Raw genomic sequence first — 23,884 nt, 5'->3', positions numbered from 1 at the left:
ACTAAGAAACTAATTAACGCACTATGGCTCATTATGAAGCGTCCATAAGAAGACCCTTAGTAACCGGTGACAAAACGTATGCCGACGTTACTAGAGATATTGCTTTTCCTGTAGAAGGACCAGCAAACAAGCAGTGGTGGTTTGTGTTCACAATTGCCATGATTGCCTTTCTTTATGGAATAGGATGTATTACTTATACCATCTCTACCGGTATTGGAGTTTGGGGATTGAACAAGACCGTAGGTTGGGCTTGGGATATTACAAACTTTGTATGGTGGGTAGGAATCGGCCATGCTGGAACCTTGATTTCAGCAGTATTGTTGCTATTCCGTCAAAAATGGAGGATGGCGATTAACAGGTCTGCAGAGGCGATGACTATTTTCTCAGTTATTCAGGCAGGTTTATTCCCAATTATCCACATGGGTCGTCCATGGTTAGCTTACTGGGTATTGCCTATCCCTAACCAATTCGGTTCTTTATGGGTGAATTTCAACTCTCCGTTACTTTGGGATGTATTTGCAATTTCAACTTATTTGTCTGTATCCCTTGTATTCTGGTGGACAGGGTTACTTCCTGATTTTGCTATGATTCGTGATAGAGCAATTACACCATTTAATAAAAAAATATACGGAATACTTTCCTTCGGTTGGTCTGGTAGAGCTAAGGACTGGCAACGTTTTGAAGAAGTATCCTTAGTACTTGCAGGATTAGCGACGCCGCTGGTACTTTCAGTTCACACGATTGTATCCTTTGACTTTGCAACCTCTGTAATTCCAGGATGGCACACGACCATTTTCCCACCATATTTTGTGGCAGGAGCGGTATTCTCTGGTTTTGCGATGGTGAACACACTTCTCATTGTTATGAGAAAGGTTTGTCATCTGGAAGACTATATTACAATACAGCACATCGAATTGATGAACCTTGTAATCATGATTACGGGATCCATTGTAGGTGTAGCTTATATCACAGAGCTGTTCATGGCATGGTATTCCGGTGTGGAATATGAGCAGTTTGCATTTTTAAACAGGGCTACCGGTCCTTACTGGTGGGCTTACTGGAGTATGATGACCTGTAATGTTTTCTCTCCGCAGTTTATGTGGTTCAAAAAATTACGTACGAGCATTGTATTCTCCTTTGCAATATCCATAGTGGTAAACATAGGAATGTGGTTTGAACGATTTGTAATTATCGTAACTTCATTGCACCGTGATTATTTACCTTCCTCATGGACTATGTTCTCACCTACATTCGTAGATATAGGAATTTTCATAGGTACTATAGGATTCTTCTTTGTGTTATTCTTGTTGTATGCGAGAACATTCCCTGTAATCGCGCAAGCAGAAGTTAAATCTATACTTAAAGCCAGTGGTAATAAGTACAAGGAATTGAGAGAACAAAAAGCGACGTCTAACCCAAATGCTGCTTCCGGTGACCCGATGGCACATCCTAGCGAGTAAATATAATGGCGACACATAAAATACATGCTCTTTATAACGATGACGATATTTTACTGAATGCAGTAAAACAAATCAGAGAGCAACGATATCACATAGAAGAGATATTTTGTCCTTTCCCTGTTCATGGCCTTGAAAAAGCTATGGGTTTAAAGGATACAAGACTAGCGGTAACCTCATTTCTTTTTGGAATAGTAGGTCTTGCAGTAGCTACAGTAATGATGAATTATATCATGATTGAGGACTGGCCGCAGGACATAGGAGGAAAGCCTAGTTTTAGTTTTATTCAAAACATGCCGGCATTTGTACCGATCATGTTTGAATTAACCGTGTTTTTTGCAGCCCACTTGATGGTAATTACCTTTTACTTACGTAGTAGATTATGGCCATTCAAAAAAGCAGAGAATCCAGATGTTAGAACAACAGACGACCACTTTCTAATGGAGGTTGACGCTTACGGCGAGGATGTAGACTCCATTACAAAGTTTTTATACGATACCGGTGCTGTAGAGCTTGTACTAATCGACAAAGAAGAACATTAATGAATATTTATTTGAAACCATTCATATATGCTGCTTGTACCTTGCTTCTCATTTCATGTGGGGATGACGGTACAAAAGAAGTGGATGCAAAATCCAATCGCAGTTTTCAGTATTTTCCTAATATGTATGAATCTGTAGGTTATGAGGCTTATCAGGAAGGAGCAATCTTTCCTGGAAACATGGAAGCGCAAAAACCGGTAGATGGAACTGTTTCCAGAGGGTGGATGCCTTATGAGTACGAGGATGATAATGACGGGTACGCTTCCGCGAAAGCGAACTTAATCAACCCTGTTCCCTTAACGGAAGATCACCTGTCTAATGGACAAGCCCTATATGGCATCTATTGTGCTATATGTCACGGAGCTAAAGGTAACGGTGTAGGTTACTTAGTGGAGACCGAGAAGATCTTAGGAGTTCCTAGTTATGACGCAAGAGAGATTACGGAAGGTTCCATTTATCATGTAATGTATCATGGTATTAATTATATGGGATCCTATGCTTCACAGACCAGCATTGAAGAGCGTTGGGAAATCGTTCATTTTGTAGAAGCTTTAAGGGCAGACCTTATGGGAGTTCCTAGAAAGCCAGTAATGGATAAAGATGGTAAAATAGTTATGCCAGAGTCTGGAGCAGCGCAACAAGTAACGGATTCTTCTGAAACTACAAACGTGGCTGCGGATAGTACTATGACGACTGCTGCAGGAAACGCTCCGACAGACCCACAAGATCAACAAACAAACGACGGCCAGTAACCGGACACAAGAAGATATTATATATGTATACTCTTACAACCAAATTGAAAGTTTTTGCAATCATCCTGATGGTATTGGGAGGATTGTTGACAGCTGTAGGTTTTTTCAATGTACCGGAAAATGAAGCCGCTGTAGAACAAATGCTTAGCGAGGAAGCCTCACACGGCGGTGATAGTGCTGCTGCTTCAGATCACGAGGCTACAATGGAAGGTGGCAATGCGATGGAACATGGTGATGATTCTCAAATGGAGACTGGTCATGTTACAGAAAACAAAGAGGCATCGTTGACATCCAATGAGCACACCGTTACACCACACGAGGCGGAAGATCATTCAGGCTCACATGCAGAGCATGTTTATCATCAGCTTGTTAACAGACCATGGTCTGCAGTTTATGTAGCTTGTTTTTTCTTTTTCATGATTGCCTTAGGTGCTCTGGTATTTCTAGCTCTTCAAAAAGTTGCACAAGCAGGCTGGTCACCAGTTTTGTTTCGAGTAATGGAAGGGGTTAGTAGTTACATACTACCAGGTGGTATCCTCATGTTTGTTTTGTTACTACTTAGCGGTCTAGGTTTAAATCATCTATTTACATGGATGGCTCCAGGAGTTGATGATCCTACAAGTCCAGCTTACGACCATATAATTGCGGGTAAAACTGCATACTTAAATGTTCCATTCTGGTTAATTCGTGCGGGTATATTTATAGTAGGTTGGAACATCTACATGTGGAACGTCCGTAGATTCGGTCTGAAGCAGGATGATAGTCCAGAAGGAAATATCTGGTATAAAAAGGCCTTCAAGCACAGTGCGATGTTTTTAGTGTTTTTCATAGTAACGGAATCCATTATGTCTTGGGACTGGATTTTAAGTTTAGATCCACACTGGTTCTCTACTTTGTTCGGCTGGTACGTGTTGTCCAGTATGATTGTTGCTGGAATTACCATGATTGCATTAGTGACCATCTTTTTGAAAGGTTCAGGACATCTTGAATTTGTAAACGACTCTCACATTCATGACTTGGCAAAATACATGTTCGGTTTCAGTATTTTCTGGACATATCTATGGTTTTCCCAATTTATGCTGATTTGGTACTCAAACATTCCAGAAGAAGTCACCTACTTTGTCGCTCGTATTCAGGACTATAACTTATTATTTTTCGGAATGGTTGTAATTAACTTCCTTTTCCCGATATTAATCCTAATGAATTCCGACTTTAAACGTATCAATTGGTTCGTTGTAACGGCTGGTATTTTCATTATAGTAGGTCATTATCTTGATATCTTTGTAATGGTCATGCCGGGTACAGTTGGCGCCTCTTGGTTTATTGGTTTTCCTGAAATCGGAGCGTTCTTATTCTTTGCTGGATTGTTCTTATTATACATTTTCAATTCACTGACCAAAGCACCATTGCTTCCTAAAGGCGATCCTTATCTAGGAGAAAGTAAACATTTCCATTATTAAAAATTTATAGAATTAAACTGTAATGACAGCATTTCTAATCATATTTATTGCAGCTCTTCTTGCTGTTTCTATCTGGCAAATCACTAAGATTATAAAGCTTGGTAAATCACCTGATCCAGACACAGAGATGAGTGATGTGGCAAACGACATTGACAATAAGCGTAACGGACAAGGTATGCTTGTTTTCGTTGTAGCGTTCTATATCATGATGATCGCTTGTTTTATTGCCTACAAAGATTTTTTCCTCCCAGATGCTGGTTCAAAGCATGGTGCGGAATACGACAACCTTTTGCTTTTAACGGGTGTCGTTATCATGATCGTTCAGTTCTTAACCCAAGCTTTACTTCACTGGTTTGCTTATAAATACCACGGAAAGAAAGGTCAAAGAGCTTTGTTTTATGCAGATAATGATCGTTTGGAGTTTATCTGGACAGCAGTTCCTGTTGTGGTGCTAGCTGGATTGATCCTATGGGGTCTTTTCTCTTGGAATGACTTGATGGATGCTAATCTAGATGACGATCCATTAATAGTAGAAGTTTATGCTTATCAGTTTGGCTGGAAAATTCGATACAGTGGTGCAGACAATACACTAGGTGATGCTAATGTTCGCTTTATTGAGGGTACAAATGCATTGGGTATTGATCCTACAGATGCTGATGGTATGGATGATTCTGTTGCGCAAGAGATACATTTACCTGTAAATAGACCTGTTCTATTTAAATTCCGTAGTCAGGATGTTTTGCACTCTGCTTACATGCCACACTTTAGAGCACAAATGAATGTTGTTCCGGGAATGGTGACACAATTTAAATTTACACCTACCGTAACTTCAGAGGATTATAGAAATACGGAGTTTATGAACCGCAAAGTTCGTAAGATTAATGAAATCCGACGACAAAAAAGTAAGGAACTCATAGCTGACGGAGACGTTGCACTAGATCCTTATGAATTTGATTATTACATTTTGTGTAACAAAATTTGTGGAAATTCTCATTACAATATGCAAGCAAAGATTATTGTAGAGACGGAAGAAGAATTTAATGAGTGGTTATCTACTCAAGAAACATTTGAAAAATCATTAGCGAAAGCTAAAAACTAGTATTTATGGGACAAGCTGTTGCAGTTGAGCATGATGACCACGGACATGACGATGGACATCACCACCACAAAGAAACTTTTGTAACGAAGTATATTTTCTCCCAAGACCACAAGATGATTGCAAAGCAATATCTTATTACGGGTCTTATTATGGGTGTTATAGGTATAGCTATGTCTGTACTTATGAGAATGCAAATCGCAAACCCTGAGCAGCCTAGTGTTGTTTTTGAAATGCTTTTAGGTAAGTGGGCACCGGACGGTGTTATGGATCCAGGTATTTACCTTGCGTTAGTAACTATTCACGGTACCATTATGGTATTCTTTGTTCTTACCGCAGGATTGAGTGGTACGTTCTCTAACTTTCTGATTCCGCTACAGATAGGAGCACGAGACATGGCATCAGGATTCCTTAACATGGTTTCTTATTGGTTGTTCTTTGTTTCTGCCGCAATAATGATAGGGTCTTTATTTGTAGAATTAGGTCCAGCAGCTGCCGGATGGACTGTTTATCCTCCATTAAGTGCATTGCCAGAAGCAATGTCAGGTTCTGGATTGGGTATGACTTTATGGTTAGTTTCTATGGCGATATTTATTGCATCTTCACTTTTAGGATCATTAAACTACGTCGTTACTGTCATTAACCTGCGTACGAAGGGGATGTCAATGACACGTTTACCTCTTACCATTTGGGCATTTTTTGTGACAGCGATAATCGGTATTGTTTCCTTCCCGGTATTATTTGCTGCTGCTCTATTGCTTATAATGGATAGAAGTTTTGGAACCTCATTCTTTCTTTCTGACATATATATTAAAGGAGAAGTACTTGCACATCAAGGTGGTTCACCAGTTCTTTTTGAGCACTTATTTTGGTTCTTAGGTCACCCAGAGGTTTACATCGTTATTTTACCTGCGATGGGTCTGGTTTCAGAAATCCTGGCAACTAATTCACGTAAACCTATTTTCGGATATCGTGCGATGGTAGCTTCCATACTAGCAATTGCTTTCTTATCTACCATTGTATGGGGTCACCACATGTTTGTATCAGGGATGAACCCGTTCTTGGGATCTGTATTTACTTTTACAACTTTGTTGATTGCCATTCCTTCGGCAGTAAAAGCCTTTAACTGGATTACTACCTTGTGGAAAGGAAATCTCCAGATGAATACGGCGATGCTGTTTTCGATAGGTTTTGTATCAACATTTATCACGGGTGGTCTTACCGGTATTATATTAGGAGATAGTACGCTGGATATTAATGTTCACGATACCTATTTCGTAATTGCTCACTTTCACCTTGTAATGGGAATTTCTGCCCTCTACGGATTCTTTGCGGGAGTTTACCACTGGTTCCCTAAGATGTTTAACCGCATGATGGATAAAAACCTAGGTTATGTTCATTTCTGGTTGACTTTAATTGGGGCGTACGGTGTATTTTTCCCGATGCACTTCGTCGGGATGGCAGGATTGCCTAGAAGATATTATACCAATACGAACTTTCCATACTTTGATGATTTAGCAGATACGAATTCGTTAATTACCTATTTTGCTATTTTCACATCTGTTGCTCAGTTATTCTTTGCTTACAATTTTGTAAAAAGTATATTCTACGGTAAAAAAGCTCCGCTTAATCCATGGAAATCTAACACGTTGGAATGGACAACTGGAGATAAACATATTCACGGGAACTGGGCTGGAGCAATCCCTCACGTGCACAGGTGGCCTTATGATTATAGTAAGTTGAATGAGGAAGATGAGTATGTAATTGCTGGACAAGATTATGTGCCGCAGCATATTCCTTTACAACCTAAAGAAGAAGAAATGAATCACTAGAACATGATTCTAGAGAACAAAAAAAGGTGGAGCATTTGCTCCACCTTTTTTGTTTTAAACCAGTTGACGTTTAGTTGTTCAATGATTCATAGATTCATAATCCGTTGAATGATGTAATCATGAATCGATCATATTATTAGGCTTCCCCTCGTGCTGGGTATGACTTATCTTCTATAAAGTCAATCGCTTTTAGTACATCTTCAAATGCTGGTCTTGCAAATGGCATTGTTTGAACAGATGAGCTGTACAGTGTGCCGTCTTTTTTAATCAGAAACAACCCAGGTTCAGAAAACAAATCTGGTTCAGTATCGCCTATTCCTTTAGAAAGGTACAATCCCCATTCTCTCGCTTGTTTCTCAGTCATTTCAAATCCTACGGGAATGCTTTCTATATCCCATTCTTCACCAGCTTGTTTCGCACGCTTTTCAGAATCCATACTTACAGCGATGACATTTACACCTCGATCTATAAATTCGTTCATATTATCCTTAAGACTTTCGAGTTGCTTTTTACAAATAGGGCAATGCAAACCGCGATAGAAAATAATCATCGTGTATTTATCTGGATCTTGCTTTTCCATGGACCATTTCGTGTCGTTTATAAGGTCAACATGTAAGCTGGGTACTTTTTCTTGTGGTTTCATTATTTTTCTTTTGAAGATAATTTTCAAGAATCAGTTATTTATTAAATTGAAGCTAATTAGCAGAACTTTGAAATCGAGGTAAAGACACCGTATGCTATTGCAGATTTTGTTGGGATGATCGCTTTCGCGAAAGCGAATATCCCACATCATTAGAACAACATAGAGAACCAATTATTCTATCGAGTATCTTTGAAACATGAATGAAAATCTTGATGCCACTAACGAAAACCTATTACCTGAGGAACATGATATAGAGCGGGCGTTGCGACCGTTATCGTTTGATGATTTTGCGGGTCAGGATCAAATACTAGAGAATCTAAAGATATTTGTTCAAGCATCAAACCAGCGTGGCGATGCGCTAGATCATACTTTATTTCATGGCCCACCAGGTTTAGGGAAAACGACTTTGGCACATATTCTAGCGGCAGAGTTAGGTGTTGGTATAAAAGTAACCTCTGGACCAGTCCTAGATAAACCTGGCGATCTAGCCGGATTATTGACAAATCTGGATGAGCGCGATGTGCTTTTTATTGATGAGATCCATCGGTTAAGTCCCATTGTTGAGGAATATTTGTATTCTGCGATGGAGGATTACAAGATTGATATCATGATTGAATCTGGCCCCAATGCGCGCACCGTTCAGATCAATCTTGCACCCTTTACCCTAATTGGAGCCACCACACGCAGCGGCTTACTCACGGCTCCTATGCGAGCGAGGTTTGGAATATCTTCCAGACTGCAATATTATTCAACCGAATTGCTATCAACAATAGTAGAACGCAGCTCAGAGATTCTACAAGTAGAAATCGATCAAGACGCCGCTATTGAAATCGCAGGCCGCAGTCGCGGAACACCACGAATTGCAAATGCATTATTACGTCGCGTTAGAGATTTTGCACAGATTAAAGGAACAGGAAATATTGATCTGGAAATCGCACAATATTCACTCAAAGCACTGAATGTAGATGCTCACGGACTGGATGAAATGGATAACAAAATCCTCACCACGATTATCGATAAATTCAAAGGCGGCCCTGTAGGGATCACCACCCTTTCCACCGCTGTCTCAGAAAGCGCCGAAACCATTGAGGAAGTTTACGAACCCTTCTTAATCCAACAAGGTTTCATCATAAGAACACCTCGAGGTCGTGAAGTTACCGAACATGCTTACAAACATCTGGGCAGAACGCCTGCTGCAAAAAATGGGGGACTTTTTGATTAAAGCATCAGATATGACTTCTTAGTCACAATTTTGAACGTTTCTGTTTGTACCCGCTATGATTCGATTGACTTCTTGGGCTTACTTACTCGTAATTTGAAGATTACGAATATTTCATGGAATAATTACGCTACAATTTTTTAGGTGTAAACGGAAATGCAACCGAATAAAACTAAAGACCTGTTTGTCGTAATTCCACATATGTTCAATCTTTTTCAAATTTTAATGTGTTTAATCGTAGAATTGAGTCGTACCAATAGTTACGGAAAGAAATGAGGCCAGTTTAAAACCAATTTTAGTTTCTAGACGTATTTTTACGTATTGTCTATAAATATTAAAATATGATTAGGTCTCTACACTTTAAAAATTACATTCTTGCTTTAATTCTTGTATGTACCATTACTGGAGTAACTGCTCAGGTGGGTATAGGTACGATATTGCCTAAGGAATCTTCAATCCTGGACGTTGATGCTTCAGATAAGGGTGTACTTATACCAAGAGTAAGTCTAACAGGTCTGACTGATCAGGCGACTATTGAGGGTGCTTTGGTAGAGAGTCTTTTGGTTTACAATACTTCTGTGAATGCTTCGCAGGGAATAAACAAAGGATTTTATTATTGGGATGGTGTGAAGTGGGTGAAATTGCTTGCTGGTGGTGCGGATAGTGAGAACATTTATACTACAGATGGTACCCTTACGGCAAATAGAAACATAAATTTTAGTGGAAGAAAATTGACATTCGCGAATGGTGCACAACCAAATTTTCAATTTGAAAGCGATGGTAGTTTACTCTTAAATAGGTATACCGGTAATAGATTTAACGGTACTCCAATAAATTTAATGGGACTGGCTATAGATGGTTCTGTTGTTAAATTAAATTTGCAAACAGCACTCACAAGTGCAAATCTAGACTGGTTTGAAGCTAGTACAAATAGGCCGCCCAATGCAATAACCGATAATATTTATACACAAGGAAGAGTCGCTATAGGCAAAAATAATCCTGATGGTAGCGCTTCATTGGACTTGGCAGCAAACGATAAAGGCTTATTAATTAATCGGGTGTTATTGACCAATGCAAATTTGGCATCACCTGTAATTAGTCCAGCAGATGGGCTTCTAGTATACAATACCAACACATCAGAAAGTGGAGTAAATGCTGTAAGTCCTGGTTTCTATTATTGGATTAATAACTCTTGGAAACAGGTTGGTTCTCAAGTTGAAGCAAGAAGTAAACGATTAACTTTATATAGAGATTTTGGTGGCGCAAACATTATAAATGCAAACACAGATTTTAATAACATGCCTTTAGGTGGGATATCAACTGATATTCAAGAAATCGATAGTGATACTTTTAAAATTTTAAGTAATGGTAGCATCCGAGTGCTAAAAACTGGTTCATACCTCATTTCAAGTAGTATTTCGATTCAAAACCTGGGTTCGGGAAATACAAAATACATATTAGCAGTATTTCAAGGTTCAAATCGTTTAGGTTACTTAACTCGTGGATTTATTAATAGTTCCACAAAGGCTGAGTTTTTCGGAACATCAGGCGTTTTTCAATATTTTTTTACAGCTAATCAAATTATAAATGTTCAATATTTTTTTTCTAGTGCAACTCCGAAGATGTATGAGGCAGACCTTTTACACTTAGGGATCGTAAAAATTTAAATCTTGCATAAAAATTAGATTTGATTTTTTGCTAAGTATAATCACGAGAACATTAACGAACGTTTTCTCCAGAGATTAAAGCAATGCTTTTGAAAGGTGGTAATTCCATGAAATCTACGGTAAATGAATGGTGCAGCCTGCTATAGGCTAAAGTAATTTAAAATTATCTCGACCCAAACAGTCATGGTGTTTTCATTTATACCTATTTCTCTCGACCAGAAATACGATTTGTAAATTCACTATCCTTACACCGCAAGAACCACCAAACATTCCGACCAATAACTCATGCGCACCATCCACAAAGTTTCCGCTTTTAATTTTCTTTCTCGATCCAGAGCGATTTATAAGAATCCGCTGCCGTTTCATAGGGATAATTTTCAGAAGTACGGGAATACCTTTAAGATCAGTCCCAAGCCTGGGTTGACCATCCATTTTACTTGTGATACTGACATTACCCAACACATTCTTCAAAAAAACCAGCGCAATTACCACAAGTCCAGCCTACAAACAGACGATTTAGGTAAATACATAGGTCATGGTTTATTAACTGCAAACGGTGAAGAATGGCGCAAGAACCGAAAACTCATACAACCAGCTTTTTATAAAAAGCAGCTGGCAACGCTCGTTGATTCTATGGAAGAAGTGATTCAGAAAGAACTTTCCAGAATCCAGCCTGATGTTGAAACAGACATTCACGCCATCTTCAGCGATCTTGCTTTTAAAGTGGTGGCCCGCAGTTTGTTTTATTTGGAAGACATGGACGAGAAGATTGCCAGACTCCAGTTCATTACCGAGCAAGCCCAAAAAATGCTCATAAAAGAACTGCGACTGCCGTTCCTTATGTGGTATTATGACCGCCGCTGGATGTCTGGAGATTCCAGCATTGCCTACCATTTGGAATTGATCGATGAAGCTAGAGCGATCCTACAAGATATTATTGATCAGCGCCGCAAAGAAAAAAAGGAATACGGCGATTTGCTGGACATGCTCTTGCAGTCTACCTATGAAGATGGAACTCACATGAGCGACCGCCAGCTTATTGACGAGATTCTGGTACTTTTTATTGCTGGCCATGAAACGACATCAAACGTATTGACTTTTGCCACCCAATTGCTAGCGCAACATCCTGAAAAAGCAGATTTAGTCCAGAAAGAAATAGCAGATTTAAGTTCGCCAGATTTAATGGAGCAGTTGAAAGAACTGGAATACACAAAACAGGTTTTGGATGAAACCATGCGATTATATCCGCCGGCTTATGTGACAGATCGTGTTGCAGTAGAAGACGATGTTTGTGGTGATATAGAATTAAAGAAAGACAGCATCTGGTTGATTTCGTTTTATGAAATGCACCGACGTAAAGATTTGTGGAATCAACCGGATGAATTCCTTCCAGAGCGCTTTGATGCGGACAAGCGTAAAAGTTACAGTGATCACTATTTTCCTTTTGGCGCTGGACCGCGCATGTGCATAGGGAATAACTTTGCGGTGTTTGAAATGGCGCTGGTCTTAAAAAACATGCTGCGAGACTATGACCTCAAGGCTGTCAACGATAGCATTGAATACCATCCGTTGATCACGTTGCGACCCAAAAATGCTTTAGTTACTTTCAGAAGTAGAAAATAAATTAGTAACCGCACGAGCCGGAGGCTCGCGCCAACATATATAAATTATACTAAGAGATAGCGCGAGCCTCCGGGTTGGCGCGAGCCTCCGGCTCGTGCTATAGATATTCTAAAAATCTATATCTATCTCTAAAACTGACTGGTCATCCTCCATATAATTTCGTGCGCTGCTGTATTTCCATCCAGTTGGGTTTGCCGCAAAACCGGCCTTTACAGGATTCTGGTGGATGTAATTTAGCTTTTGCTCAAAGACCTTAGAGCTCCAGACCTGGATAGGTTGGTTGTTTTGTTGCCAGAATTGGTTGTTGGTAACGTTGCTATTTTTAGCGCCAGCGGCTGCAAACATGGGAAGCATCCAGTCCTTACGGCTTTCTTTTTTGTTTTCCGCAATAGACTTTAGGAGCTGTTTAGAGGTAAATCCTTTAAAATCTCTTATTAGCCCAGATGGATCGCCAGTTGCAGATCTAAATATCAAATGAACATGATTGGTCATGATGACATAACCGTAGATTTCCATGCCTTTGTTTTTCCTACAATAATCCATCGATTGAATCATACAATCAAAATAAACCTCGCGTGTAAAAACGTCTATCCAATTAATAACTGCAAACGAGATAAAATAAGCGCCATCCTTTTCTAAGAACTTGTATTTTCTGCTCATGGTTTTTTGGAAGTTAGGAATAGTAAAAGATAGTCGATTAGTTTTAGAGATGATCGGCACGAGCGGGACTAATTGGGCGGGCACGAGCGGGACGCTCGCGCCAACTTCTATATTATTAGCTAGCGCGAGCGTCCCGCTCGTGTCTAGTGAAATCTAGCCTGACCTTAAAACGGGTTGAATCCTTTAATCGCTATCTTTGTAAGAGCCTAAAAAGCATTTTATGAGTCAAAGTCAGAAGCCTAGTAGAAGAAGAGAAGCGCTGGTATATCACGCAAAACCCACGCCTGGAAAGATTAAGGTTGTTCCCACAAAAAAATACAGCAGTCAGCGCGATTTATCGCTTGCCTACAGTCCTGGGGTTGCAGAACCTTGCTTAGAGATTGTAAAGGACAAGGCTAATGTCTATAAATATACCGTCAAAGGAAATCTGGTTGCGGTAATAACAAATGGTACGGCAGTTTTAGGTCTGGGCGATATAGGTCCAGAAGCAAGCAAGCCAGTAATGGAAGGTAAAGCGTTGCTATTCAAGATCTTTGCTGATTTAGACTGTTTTGACATAGAAATTGATACTAAAGACATTGAGGAATTCATTGCTACGGTAAAAAATATCGCTCCTACTTTTGGAGGTATTAACCTAGAAGACATTAAGGCTCCAGAGGCTTTTGAGATCGAGCGTCGATTGAAGGAAGAACTGGACATTCCGGTGATGCACGATGACCAGCATGGAACTGCAATTATTTCTAGTGCGGCATTGTTGAATGCCTTGGAATTAATTGATAAGAAGATTGAGGATGTAAAGATTGTTGTTTCGGGCGCTGGTAGCGCTGCGATTTCTTGTACCTCTTTATATGTGAAGTTAGGCGCTCGTGTAGAAAATATAGTAATGTTTGATAGCAAGGGCATGATTACCAAATCCCGTACAGACCTGGGAGAATTGCAAATGCAATTTGCGTCGCACCATGATTCCATGACTATGGCGGAGGCTATGGTGGATTCAGATGTATTTTTAGGCCTTTCTGCAGGGAATATTGTAAGTCAGGATATGGTGCGCAGTATGAATACCGATCCTATCGTGTTTGCCATGGCAAATCCAAATCCAGAAATCGATTATGATCTCGCCATGGCCGCCCGTGAGGATATCATTATGGCGACAGGTCGCAGCGACCATCCTAATCAAGTGAACAATGTATTAGGTTTTCCATTCATCTTTAGAGGTGCTATGGATGTGCGTGCTACTAAGATTAATGAAGAAATGAAGCTGGCTGCTACTAAAGCCATCGCTCAGCTTGCTAAAGAACCTGTTCCTGAGCAAGTGAACATTGCGTACGGAGAGTTGCGACTCAACTTTGGTCGTGATTATATCATTCCTAAACCATTTGATCCACGATTGATTACAACCGTACCGCCTGCAGTAGCGAGAGCGGCTATGGAATCTGGCGTTGCTCAGGAGCCCATTACAGACTGGGCTGCCTATGAGGAAGAATTATTGTCCCGAATGGGTTCTGATAACAAGATGGTGCGATTGATATTGAACCGTGCCCGTACCAATCCAAAACGCATCGTTTTTGCAGAAGCTGATAACCTTGACGTTTTAAAAGCGGCACAAATCGTTATGGAAGAAGGAATAGGAATCCCTATTCTGCTGGGTCGTAAAGATGTTATTGAAGGTTTGATGCACGAACTGGAATTTGATCAGCACTGTTTGATTATTGACCCTAAAACAGATGAAGAGTCCACTCGCAGGGATCGATATGCGCATGAATTCTGGAAGTTGCGCCAGCGTAAGGGAATAACGGAATTTGATGCAGGTAAAACATTGCGTCAACGTAATTATTTTGCGGCAATGATGGTGAAATTAGGCGATGCAGATTGTTTAATTACCGGTGTTGCTCAATCCTACCCGCGTTCTGTACGTCCTATGATGGAGATTATCGGTATGGCACCAGGCGTTGAAAAAATAGCGACGACAAACCTTATGGTTACAGATCGCGGTCCATTGTTTATTTCTGACACTTCCATTAATATTGAACCCGATGCTTTAGAACTGGCTAAAATCGCACAAATGACTGGTAAAACCGCAGCAATGTTTGGTGTGGACCCAATAATTGCGATGATTTCTTATGCAAATTTCGGTTCTAGTAAACATCCTAATGCGAGCAAGGTGACCGAAGCGGTTAAATATTTACATCAATATTACCCTAGCATCGTTGTTGACGGTGAGATTCAAACAGATTTTGCCCTAAACCCTACAATGTTGAAGGAGAAATTTCCATTCTCTAAGCTAGCTGGAAAAAAAGTAAATACGCTAATTTTTCCTAATCTTGAAAGTGGAAACTCCACTTATAAATTATTGAAGGAAATGCGCGGGATAGATTCCATAGGGCCTATTATGATGGGAATGCAAAAACCTTGTCATATTTTACAACTGGGAGCCAGTGTGGATGAGATCGTGAACATGTCTGCAGTTGCCGTTATTGATGCACAACAGAAAGAAAAAAAGGAGGCGCAACAATCAAAACCAGTTGCGAACGTTGATTAATTTCTATGATTTTCAAATGATATTGATGCCGGTTTATAGCCGGCATCCTTGTTTTAATTTTATTACATTTGGTCAATTGCAAATATCCTGTTAAATGATTGCTCAAATTCAAGGCCAGCTGGTCGAGAAAAACCTTACTGACGTTATTATAGACTGCGCTGGAGTAGGCTATTTTGTGGAGATTTCACTTCACACTTATTCTTTGATTCCTGATGGGGAACATCTAAAGTTGTACACTTATTTAATGGTGCGCGAGGATGCTCAACGACTGTTTGGGTTTATGGAAAAGAGCGAGCGAGCCGTTTTTAAGCTGTTAATATCTGTTTCTGGAATAGGGGCAAATACGGCCCGTACGATGTTGTCCAGTCTTGATCCTTCACAAATCGCACAAGCGATCGCAAACGGCGATGTGAAAACCATTCAAAGTGTGAAAGGTATAGGAGCAAAAACTGCACAGCGCGTGATACTTGATCTCAAGGATAAAATACTTCAGGTGCTGGAGGATCCACAGATTTCTGTCTTGCCGAGCAATAGAGGTCGAGAAGAAGCGTTATCTGCACTGGAAACTTTAGGGTATTTGCGCAAACAGGCTCAGAAAGTAGTCGATAAGATTCTTTCCAGCGACCCAGATGCGACCACAGAGCAACTTATCAAGCAAGCACTTAAACAATTATAAGATTTGAGGTACGATTATATTAAGGGGATACGCAAGTATTTATATGTCGTAATGTGTGTAGTTGTTTTCGCTTTCGCGAAAGCGCAAGACCCATCATCAACGCCACAAGATTCTACTAAAACGGGATTTAAAGTCGGTAAATTGACCTTGCCGGATCCGCCTAGCATTACTACACTCTATTTGTATGATGCAAACCTTGATCGTTATATATTCTCCAGTCGTTTTGCTCAGTACCGCATTCAATATCCCTTCACATTAACTCGTGAGGAATACCAGAAAATGGTCGTCAAGGAGCAAATGCGTAATTACTTTAGGGAAAAATCTGCCGCTCTCGCCGGGAAAACAGCTGCCGATAAAGAAAAACAAAAAAATCTGCTTCCTAACTTCTATGTTGATTCAGATCTTTTTACCAGTATTTTTGGTGGGAATGAAATAGCGATCATTCCTCAAGGAAACGTCGCTATCGACCTGGGATTGCTCTACAATAAGACAGATAATCCTAGTTTTTCTCCCAGAAACCGTCAGAATCTTACGTTTGATTTTAATCAGCGCATCAATTTAAGTTTAGTGGGAACCGTGGGAACCCGACTCAATGTGAATGCAAATTATGACACGGAAGGATCGTTTGATTTTCAGAATCAAATCAAATTAGATTACACGCCTACAGAGGATGATATTCTCCAAAGTATAGAAGTAGGTAACGTGAGTATGCCGCTCAATTCACAATTGATACGTGGTGCTCAAAGTCTTTTTGGGGTAAAAACAGAATTGCAATTTGGGAAGACCAGAATAACGGGAGTATTTTCAGAACAACAATCTGAGTCAAGAACGGTACAAGCGGCTGGTGGTGCAACGATCAATGATTTTGACTTTTTCTCTTTGGATTATGATGAGAATAGGCATTTTTTCTTGGCCCATTACTTTAGGGATACTTACGATCAAACACTTGCAGATTACCCATTCCTCAATACAAACATTCAAATTACCCGTGCGGAAGTATGGATTACCAACCGTGGCAATCGTACAGAGGATGTTCGTAATCTTGTAGCGATTCAGGACATAGGGGAATCAGATATTACGAACATAGGTCTGGATGTCTTGCCTCCTGGATTTATAAATGCACCAGCAGGAAGTTTTCCTAGCAATAGAAATAACGATTTTAACCCTACCGCCATTAATTCTGGTGGTGAGACTATTTTAAACCGACAGATACGTGATATTGCAACGGTAGAGCAAGGCTTCGGCAATGCAGAAGTCAATCAAGGGTTTGATTATGTTACTTTAGAAAATGCGCGCCAGCTTAATCCTAATGAATATACACTCAATACGCAGCTAGGATACATTTCATTGAACCAGCGTTTGAATAATGATGAAGTGGTCGCTGTTGCGTTTCAATACACGGTAGGTGGTCAAGTTTTTCAGGTAGGTGAATTTGCAAACGATGGAGTAAATGCTACTGAAGTCAATCAAAATCCAAATGCAAACCAGCAAGCGGTTACAAATCAAAATCTCGTTGTAAAATTATTGAAGAGTAACTTGACGAATGTGTCAGAACCTATCTGGGATTTGATGATGAAAAACATTTACAATCTAGGAGGAAGCCGTTTATCTCCAGAAGATTTTAAGTTGAATATCTTTTATCAATATCCTCCAGAACTCAATTATTTAACTGCTGCTACAGGAACCTTGGCAAATCCAGCTGTTCCATTACCTGCAGATGTAGATCAAACTACTTTGATTAGGGTTTTTAATCTGGATCGTTTGAATAAGCAACTGGATCCACAACCTTCTGGTGATGGGTTTTTCGACTTTGTTCCAGGAATTACAATTGATCCAGAATCTGGCCGAATTATTTTTACGACGGTCGAACCTTTTGGACAAAATCTATTTCAAAAGTTGGATAATACGCCAGCGACAGGACCAGAAAACTACAACGACCCTACCACTTATAATGCAAACCAGGCACAATATGTATATCGAGAGATGTACCGCACTACTAAAGCACAAGCATTACAGAATACAGAGAAAAACAAATACCTTATCAAAGGAGAGTATAAATCAAGCGGTCAACAAGGAATTCCTATCGGTGGCTTTAATATTCCACGTGGGTCAGTGACTGTAAATGCTGGAGGAAGAATCCTTCAAGAAGGCATTGATTATACGGTCGATTATGCCCGTGGTGTTGTGATTATCCTAGATCAAGCGCTGTTAAATTCAAATGTTCCTATTCAGGTTTCAACAGAGAATAATTCTACGTTCAATCAACAGACCAAACGATTTACTGGGATAAATGTAGAACATCAATTTAGTAAGGATTTCATTTTAGGCGGTACATTCCTAAACCTTAAGGAACGACCCATAACCCAAAAGTCAACCTATGGAACGGAGCCTATAAACAACACCATTATAGGGGCAAATTTCCTTTACAATACAGAACTTCCATTCCTTACCAGGCTAGCAAATCGTTTGCCTAACATTGATACTGACGTGATGTCTAACCTTTCGTTGAGAGGTGAAGTAGCTTATCTTTTCCCGGGATCGCCTGATAGTGATAACTTTGAGGGAAGGCCAGCAGCCTATGTTGATGATTTTGAGGGCTCACAAACCTCTATTGATATTTTATCACCGCTCAGTTGGAACCTGTCCAGTACACCATTAGCGTTTCAAGGGGCCGGAAGTCCTACTAATCCGTTAGCTTATAACTACAGTCGTGGTCGTCTCGCATGGTATAGCATTGATCCCATATTCTACGGGAATCAGCGACCCGGAGAAATCACGGATGCTGATGTTTCTGAATATAGAACAAGACGTGTATTTGTAGATGAAATTTTTCCACAAGTCGATATTCAGCAAGGTCAAACACAGGTTATCAATACGCTGGATTTATCTTTTTATCCTCAAGAACGTGGTTCATACAATTACAATCCTGCCGCAGCGGGAACTAATGTCTTACCAAATCCAGCAAACAACTGGGGAGGAATTACCAGGACTTTTCTAAGCACAGATTTCGAACAGACAAATGTGGAGTACGTACAGTTCTGGGTAATGGATCCTTTCCTTTATGAGCCTACAAATAATGGTGGAACTATTACACTCAACTTAGGTAGTATCTCAGAAGACATATTAAAGGACAACCGCAAGCAATATGAAAACGGATTGCCAGACGATGGTGGAAATGATTTAACGGTAGCAACATCATTTGGTAAGGTGCCATTGAATCAATCGCTCGTATATGCTTTTGATACGGAAGGTCAGGAACGTACAAATCAAGATATAGGTCTAGATGGTTACAGCGATGCAGAGGAAAATGCTGATTTTCCACAATTCGGTCCAGAAGATCCTGCTAGTGATAACTATGAATACTTTCTTGCCGCTAGTGGTGACATCGTGGAGCGCTATAAACGCTATAACAACACGCAGGGAAATTCACCCACACAAGTTTCCCAAACGAATCGCGGTTCCACAACATTACCAGATGTTGAAGATATCAATCGGGATAATACCATGAATACTATCGATAGCTATTTTGAATACGATATCGACATTTATCCAGGTATGGATGTAGGGAACAATGAAAATATATCTGATTCCAGACTGGTAAATACAACTCTGCCTAACGGTTCCACGATAGAAACCAGGTGGGTGCAATTCAGAGTTCCGTTGAATCAGCCAGAGTTGGTAAATGGGGTACAGAATCCTAATTTTAGAAAAATAGGTGGGATTAACGACTTCAGGGCTATCCGTTTCATGAGATTGTATCTATCCGATTTTGAGGAAGACACCTTCTTACGTTTTGGAGCTATGGATTTAGTCCGTGGTGATTACCGCCGTTTTACAGCATCCCTGGACGATGATGATCCCGATGTGGAAAATGATGCTACCACATTTGAAGTTCAAGCAGTAAATATTGAGAATAATGACGCACGCACGCCTATTCCATACCGTTTGCCACCCGGAGTGAACCGTGAGGAATTGCGCACGCAAAACCAAAATATTCGCCAGAATGAACAATCTCTTTCTCTAAGAGTGCAAGGATTAGAACCGCTGGATAGAAGAGCAGTTTTCAAGAATTTACGCATTGACATGCGTCAATATGAAAACCTTCAAATGTTTGTACATGCAGAAGCCTTGCCTAACCAAGGAGTTCTTGCTGACGGTGAGATGGAAGCATTTATAAGAATAGGTGTAGATTTTACCAACAACTATTATGAGATACGATTGCCGTTATCGCCTACGGCATTCGGCACAACGACACCGTCAGAAATCTGGCCAGATGCTAATGAATTTGATATCGATTTATCATTGCTGCAAGAGATTAAGTCAAGGGTTCTAAGCGATCCTTCCTTGCAAGTAAGTGAAATCAACTTTTTTGATCAAGCAGATCTAGATCCAGACTCTGCAGGAGAGCCCAACCAGCAGATCTATGGAATTAAGGGAAATCCTAACTTTGGAGATGTACGTTCCTTAATGCTGGGAGTGCGCAACAGCACAAACAGAACGATAAATGGTGAGGTGTGGTTGAATGAATTGCGACTGTCTGGATTAAAGAATCAAGGAGGTTACGCCGCGGTTTTAAATATGGACGCAAACGTGGCAGATTTTGCCACCATTAGCGCAAACGGTAGAAGAAGCACCGTCGGTTTTGGGTCTATTGAACAAGGTCCTAACGAGCGCAGTCGGGAAGACCTCACACAATACGATGTTACCACAAGCATTGGTTTTGGACAATTGTTTCCTAGAAAATGGGGATTGAATATCCCAGTTTCTTATAGAATTGAAGAGGAGACGGTCACACCACAGTACGATCCACAGTTTGAAGATATTGAGTTAGACACGCGACTATCTAATGCTGCTAGTGATGAAGAGCGTGATGCCATTAAAAACCAGTCAGAAGATTATACCAGACGCCAAAGTATCAATTTGATAGGTTTACGTAAAGATAGAACCGGTGAAAGCAAGCCCATGCCGTACGATATAGAGAATTTTGTATTTTCTGGTTCTTACAATCAAACAGATCAACGCAATTTTGAGATTGAACAATTCCAAAACCAGGCGGTAAACGTTAATGCTACTTATAATTATGCATTTCCACAGTTGCCATTTGAACCTTTTAAAGAAGCAGATACAACGCTAGCTGGTGATTATTTCAAATTCATTAGAGACATCAACTTCAACTTATTGCCTAATAATTTTACCGCCAGCGGTTCCATCGTGCGCCAGTTTAATACCCAGACGTTCAGGAACCTTCAACTGGATACAAATCCCGTGGATCTGGACGGCGATGGAATTCCTGATGCACAAAATATCGCTATTGCACCATTGACAAACCGCAATTTTACACTGGGCAATCAATATGCAATAACTTGGGATTTGACCCGATCTCTCAACCTGAATATTTCTGCAAATAATGATCGTGTGGTGCGCAGTTATATTGACGATCAAGACAGTACGATTGACGAGAACTACACACTGTGGAGCAACTTCCTAGATGAAGGGATTCCCGATTACCACACTCAGAAATTTACCGCTACTTATGAATTACCGTTAGAGAAATTTCCTTTCCTCGCTTTCGCGAAAGCGACCTATACCTATGATGCAAACTTTCAATGGCAGCGCAACTCCCAGCAATTCCAGCAACTGGATGGTATTTCTAACTTGGGAAATAGCATCCAGAATGCAAACACGCACCGTATTAACGGAAATCTAGATTTAGATAAATTGTATTCCTATGTAGGTTTAGAGAAGAAAAAATTTGGCGCTGCAGCTCGCAAGGAAGCACAGCAACGCTCTAGAAGTAGGTCCAGAAGCAGGTTGCCTAAAGCAAATGAAGAAGCCGGAAACGCGACCGCAGATAAGCAACAGGATGAGGTAGATATACCTAAGGAGAACTTTGCAAATAAAACCTACAACACGGTGGTAGGAGTGTTAACGTCGATAAAACGCGCTACTGTAAATTATGAGGAGACTAATGGTATTTTCCTTCCAGGCTATACGCCTAGCGTTGGGTTTATAGGGACATTGAAACCTACGACAGGATTTACTTTTGGAAGCCAGGCAGAAATTAGAGACCTTGCAGCGAGACAGGGTTGGTTGACCTTATATCAAGATTTCAACGAACAATATACAGAAGTAGAGCGGAAGAAATTAAGTGTAAACTTCAACATTGACTTACTTCCAGATTTAAAAATTGACATTAAGTCTAACCGCGAATATGCAGAGACCTTTACAGAAAACTTTAGAGTCGATCCAGATGAATTGACATATCAGTCTTTAACCCCACAGACCTATGGAAACTTTAGTATTTCCACGATTATGATAGGTACGGCGTTCAGCGACAATAGTATTGATAACTCTGCGGTATTCAACGATTTTAGAGAAAACCGACTGGAAGTAGCAAACCGACTGGCGTTGGATTTTTACGGTAACAATAATTTCACCAGGGACGAGGATGGTTTTCCAAACGGGTTTAGTCGCAACAGTCAGAATGTGTTACTGCCATCATTTCTAGCCGCTTACGAAGGCCGGGATTCAGATAGTCAGAAAAACAATGCTTTTAAAGATATCCCGTTGCCCAACTGGGATATCAAGTACACTGGGTTAATGAAAATGAAATGGTTCCAGAAAAGATTCAAACGTTTCTCTTTACAACATGGCTATGTTGCTGCTTATACCATAAATAGATTTCAGACAAATTTAGACTTTGCACCAGGGAACGGTGGTCTTGATTATGCCCAGCAAAACCAGCAGACGCTCAATCAAAATGGTGATTTTAAAGCCCAGGACCTTTTTTTTAACGTGAATCTTGCAGAGCGTTTCAACCCATTGATTAAAGTAGATTTTGAAATGAAGAATTCATTTTCGCTTTCCGCGCAATTAAATAAAGACCGCGCTATATCCTTGAGCTTTGATAATAATCTTTTAACTGAAATTAGCGGTAATGAATTAGTGCTGGGAATAGGATACCGGATTAAGGATGTGCCCTTCCGCACTAAATTTAGTGGAAGAAGTCAGGTGATTAAAAGTGATTTGAACCTGCGACTGGATGGGTCTGTACGGGATAATGTTACTGTAATACGATATCTCGATATAGAAAACAGTCAAGCGACGGCTGGTCAAACAATTTATGGTGCAAAATTCACTGCTGAATATGCTTTGAGCAAAGCATTCCAAGCCTTATTCTATTATGATCACTCGTTCTCTAAATTTGCGATTTCAACAGCGTTTCCTCAAACCACCATTAGAAGTGGTATCACCTTGCGATATACCTTTGGTAATTAAACGTTTTTACTACTTAAATCAACCCTAATTTTCTAAATTTACCGACTTTAAAAATATACTATGAATATCCCAGCAGAATTAAAATATACCAAGGATCACGAGTGGATCAAAATTGATGGAAATACCGCTACTATAGGAATCACAGACTTTGCTCAAAGCGAGTTGGGTGATATCGTATATGTAGAAGTAGAAACTGTAGATGAAACACTGGATCAAGAAGAAATTTTTGGAACTGTTGAGGCTGTTAAAACGGTTTCAGACTTGTTTTTACCACTGACTGGACAGATCATTGAATTTAATGAAAAGCTGGAAAATGATCCAGAATTAGTTAATTCTGATCCTTATGGTGATGGATGGATGATTAAAATGAAAATTAGCGATGCTAGTCAAGTAGAAGAATTGCTTACTGCTGATGCTTACAAAGAATTAGTAGGGTAAAC

General features: G+C 40.1%; 15 protein-coding genes. 13 read left to right on the top strand and 2 right to left on the bottom strand.

Features of this window, described 5'->3' with window-relative positions:
• Positions 1–23 precede the first annotated feature (23 nt).
• Genes nrfD through IQ282_RS02400 form a run of 6 tightly spaced genes read left to right on the top strand, consistent with a single transcriptional unit; the run spans position 24 to position 7,139 of the window.
• The gene (gene nrfD, locus IQ282_RS02425; protein WP_194850312.1) at positions 24–1,460 is read left to right on the top strand and encodes an NrfD/PsrC family molybdoenzyme membrane anchor subunit; all 1,437 of its coding nucleotides are present in this window, start codon (positions 24–26) and stop codon (positions 1,458–1,460) included.
• Between the two features lie 5 nt (positions 1,461–1,465).
• Positions 1,466–1,999, top strand: a complete 534-nt coding sequence (locus tag IQ282_RS02420) for a DUF3341 domain-containing protein (protein ID WP_194850311.1) — start codon at positions 1,466–1,468, stop codon at positions 1,997–1,999.
• Positions 1,999–2,751 (top strand): c-type cytochrome, encoded by a 753-nt coding sequence (locus IQ282_RS02415; protein ID WP_194850310.1) that lies wholly within the window; start codon positions 1,999–2,001, stop codon positions 2,749–2,751. Before IQ282_RS02420 ends, IQ282_RS02415 begins: the two co-directional genes overlap by 1 nt.
• A 23-nt stretch (positions 2,752–2,774) precedes the next feature.
• Positions 2,775–4,211 (top strand): quinol:cytochrome C oxidoreductase, encoded by a 1,437-nt coding sequence (locus tag IQ282_RS02410; protein ID WP_194850309.1) that lies wholly within the window; start codon positions 2,775–2,777, stop codon positions 4,209–4,211.
• A 22-nt stretch (positions 4,212–4,233) separates the two neighbouring features.
• The gene (locus tag IQ282_RS02405) at positions 4,234–5,310 is read left to right on the top strand and encodes a cytochrome c oxidase subunit II (RefSeq protein WP_194850308.1); all 1,077 of its coding nucleotides are present in this window, start codon (positions 4,234–4,236) and stop codon (positions 5,308–5,310) included.
• Positions 5,311–5,315: 5 nt separating this feature from the next.
• Positions 5,316–7,139 (top strand): cytochrome c oxidase subunit I, encoded by a 1,824-nt coding sequence (locus IQ282_RS02400; RefSeq protein ID WP_194850307.1) that lies wholly within the window; start codon positions 5,316–5,318, stop codon positions 7,137–7,139.
• 136 nt (positions 7,140–7,275) lie between these two features.
• On the opposite strand, the gene IQ282_RS02395 is transcribed toward IQ282_RS02400, so the two are convergent.
• On the bottom strand, positions 7,276–7,782 hold the full coding sequence (locus IQ282_RS02395) for a peroxiredoxin-like family protein (RefSeq protein ID WP_194850306.1): 507 nt from the start codon (positions 7,780–7,782) through the stop codon (positions 7,276–7,278).
• A gap of 196 nt (positions 7,783–7,978) precedes the next feature.
• On the opposite strand from IQ282_RS02395, the gene ruvB reads away from it, so the two are divergent.
• The 3 genes from ruvB to IQ282_RS02380 all read left to right on the top strand — a co-directional run bounded on the left by ruvB (position 7,979) and on the right by IQ282_RS02380 (position 12,291).
• On the top strand, positions 7,979–9,004 hold the full coding sequence (gene ruvB, locus IQ282_RS02390) for a Holliday junction branch migration DNA helicase RuvB (RefSeq protein ID WP_194850305.1): 1,026 nt from the start codon (positions 7,979–7,981) through the stop codon (positions 9,002–9,004).
• A gap of 338 nt (positions 9,005–9,342) precedes the next feature.
• The gene (locus IQ282_RS02385) at positions 9,343–10,668 is read left to right on the top strand and encodes a hypothetical protein (protein ID WP_194850337.1); all 1,326 of its coding nucleotides are present in this window, start codon (positions 9,343–9,345) and stop codon (positions 10,666–10,668) included.
• A gap of 285 nt (positions 10,669–10,953) precedes the next feature.
• Positions 10,954–12,291, top strand: a complete 1,338-nt coding sequence (locus IQ282_RS02380) for a cytochrome P450 (RefSeq protein WP_194850304.1) — start codon at positions 10,954–10,956, stop codon at positions 12,289–12,291.
• Between the two features lie 108 nt (positions 12,292–12,399).
• Here the strand turns inward: IQ282_RS02380 and IQ282_RS02375 are convergent, their stop codons facing one another.
• Complete coding sequence (locus IQ282_RS02375; protein ID WP_194850303.1) at positions 12,400–12,951, bottom strand: REP-associated tyrosine transposase; 552 nt, start codon at positions 12,949–12,951, stop codon at positions 12,400–12,402.
• 220 nt (positions 12,952–13,171) lie between these two features.
• On the opposite strand from IQ282_RS02375, the gene IQ282_RS02370 reads away from it, so the two are divergent.
• The 4 genes from IQ282_RS02370 to gcvH all read left to right on the top strand — a co-directional run bounded on the left by IQ282_RS02370 (position 13,172) and on the right by gcvH (position 23,882).
• A complete protein-coding gene (locus tag IQ282_RS02370) occupies positions 13,172–15,490 on the top strand; it encodes an NADP-dependent malic enzyme (RefSeq protein WP_194850302.1) in 2,319 nt (772 codons plus the stop codon).
• Positions 15,491–15,584: 94 nt separating this feature from the next.
• Entirely contained in the window at positions 15,585–16,166 is a 582-nt protein-coding gene (ruvA, locus tag IQ282_RS02365) for a Holliday junction branch migration protein RuvA (protein ID WP_194850301.1), read from the top strand.
• A 51-nt stretch (positions 16,167–16,217) separates the two neighbouring features.
• Entirely contained in the window at positions 16,218–23,444 is a 7,227-nt protein-coding gene (gene sov, locus IQ282_RS02360; RefSeq protein ID WP_194850333.1) for a T9SS outer membrane translocon Sov/SprA, read from the top strand.
• A gap of 60 nt (positions 23,445–23,504) precedes the next feature.
• A complete protein-coding gene (gene gcvH / locus IQ282_RS02355) occupies positions 23,505–23,882 on the top strand; it encodes a glycine cleavage system protein GcvH (RefSeq protein WP_194850300.1) in 378 nt (125 codons plus the stop codon).
• Positions 23,883–23,884 lie beyond the last annotated feature (2 nt).

The organism is Nonlabens antarcticus (genome assembly GCF_015356755.1).
Classification (GTDB): Bacteria; Bacteroidota; Bacteroidia; order Flavobacteriales; family Flavobacteriaceae; genus Nonlabens; species Nonlabens antarcticus.
This window is presented reverse-complemented; position numbering and strand designations above follow the sequence as displayed.

What these genes read in the sequence shown, in the direction of transcription:
- nrfD (WP_194850312.1), top strand. Translation starts at nt 24, where the DNA reads ATGGCTCATTATGAAGCGTCCATAAGAAGACCCTTAGTAACCGGTGAC.
- IQ282_RS02420 (WP_194850311.1), top strand. Translation starts at nt 1,466, where the DNA reads ATGGCGACACATAAAATACATGCTCTTTATAACGATGACGATATTTTA.
- IQ282_RS02415 (WP_194850310.1), top strand. Translation starts at nt 1,999, where the DNA reads ATGAATATTTATTTGAAACCATTCATATATGCTGCTTGTACCTTGCTT.
- IQ282_RS02410 (WP_194850309.1), top strand. Translation starts at nt 2,775, where the DNA reads ATGTATACTCTTACAACCAAATTGAAAGTTTTTGCAATCATCCTGATG.
- IQ282_RS02405 (WP_194850308.1), top strand. Translation starts at nt 4,234, where the DNA reads ATGACAGCATTTCTAATCATATTTATTGCAGCTCTTCTTGCTGTTTCT.
- IQ282_RS02400 (WP_194850307.1), top strand. Translation starts at nt 5,316, where the DNA reads ATGGGACAAGCTGTTGCAGTTGAGCATGATGACCACGGACATGACGAT.
- IQ282_RS02395 (WP_194850306.1), bottom strand. Translation starts at nt 7,782, where the DNA reads ATGAAACCACAAGAAAAAGTACCCAGCTTACATGTTGACCTTATAAAC.
- ruvB (WP_194850305.1), top strand. Translation starts at nt 7,979, where the DNA reads ATGAATGAAAATCTTGATGCCACTAACGAAAACCTATTACCTGAGGAA.
- IQ282_RS02385 (WP_194850337.1), top strand. Translation starts at nt 9,343, where the DNA reads ATGATTAGGTCTCTACACTTTAAAAATTACATTCTTGCTTTAATTCTT.
- IQ282_RS02380 (WP_194850304.1), top strand. Translation starts at nt 10,954, where the DNA reads ATGCGCACCATCCACAAAGTTTCCGCTTTTAATTTTCTTTCTCGATCC.
- IQ282_RS02375 (WP_194850303.1), bottom strand. Translation starts at nt 12,951, where the DNA reads ATGAGCAGAAAATACAAGTTCTTAGAAAAGGATGGCGCTTATTTTATC.
- IQ282_RS02370 (WP_194850302.1), top strand. Translation starts at nt 13,172, where the DNA reads ATGAGTCAAAGTCAGAAGCCTAGTAGAAGAAGAGAAGCGCTGGTATAT.
- ruvA (WP_194850301.1), top strand. Translation starts at nt 15,585, where the DNA reads ATGATTGCTCAAATTCAAGGCCAGCTGGTCGAGAAAAACCTTACTGAC.
- sov (WP_194850333.1), top strand. Translation starts at nt 16,218, where the DNA reads ATGTGTGTAGTTGTTTTCGCTTTCGCGAAAGCGCAAGACCCATCATCA.
- gcvH (WP_194850300.1), top strand. Translation starts at nt 23,505, where the DNA reads ATGAATATCCCAGCAGAATTAAAATATACCAAGGATCACGAGTGGATC.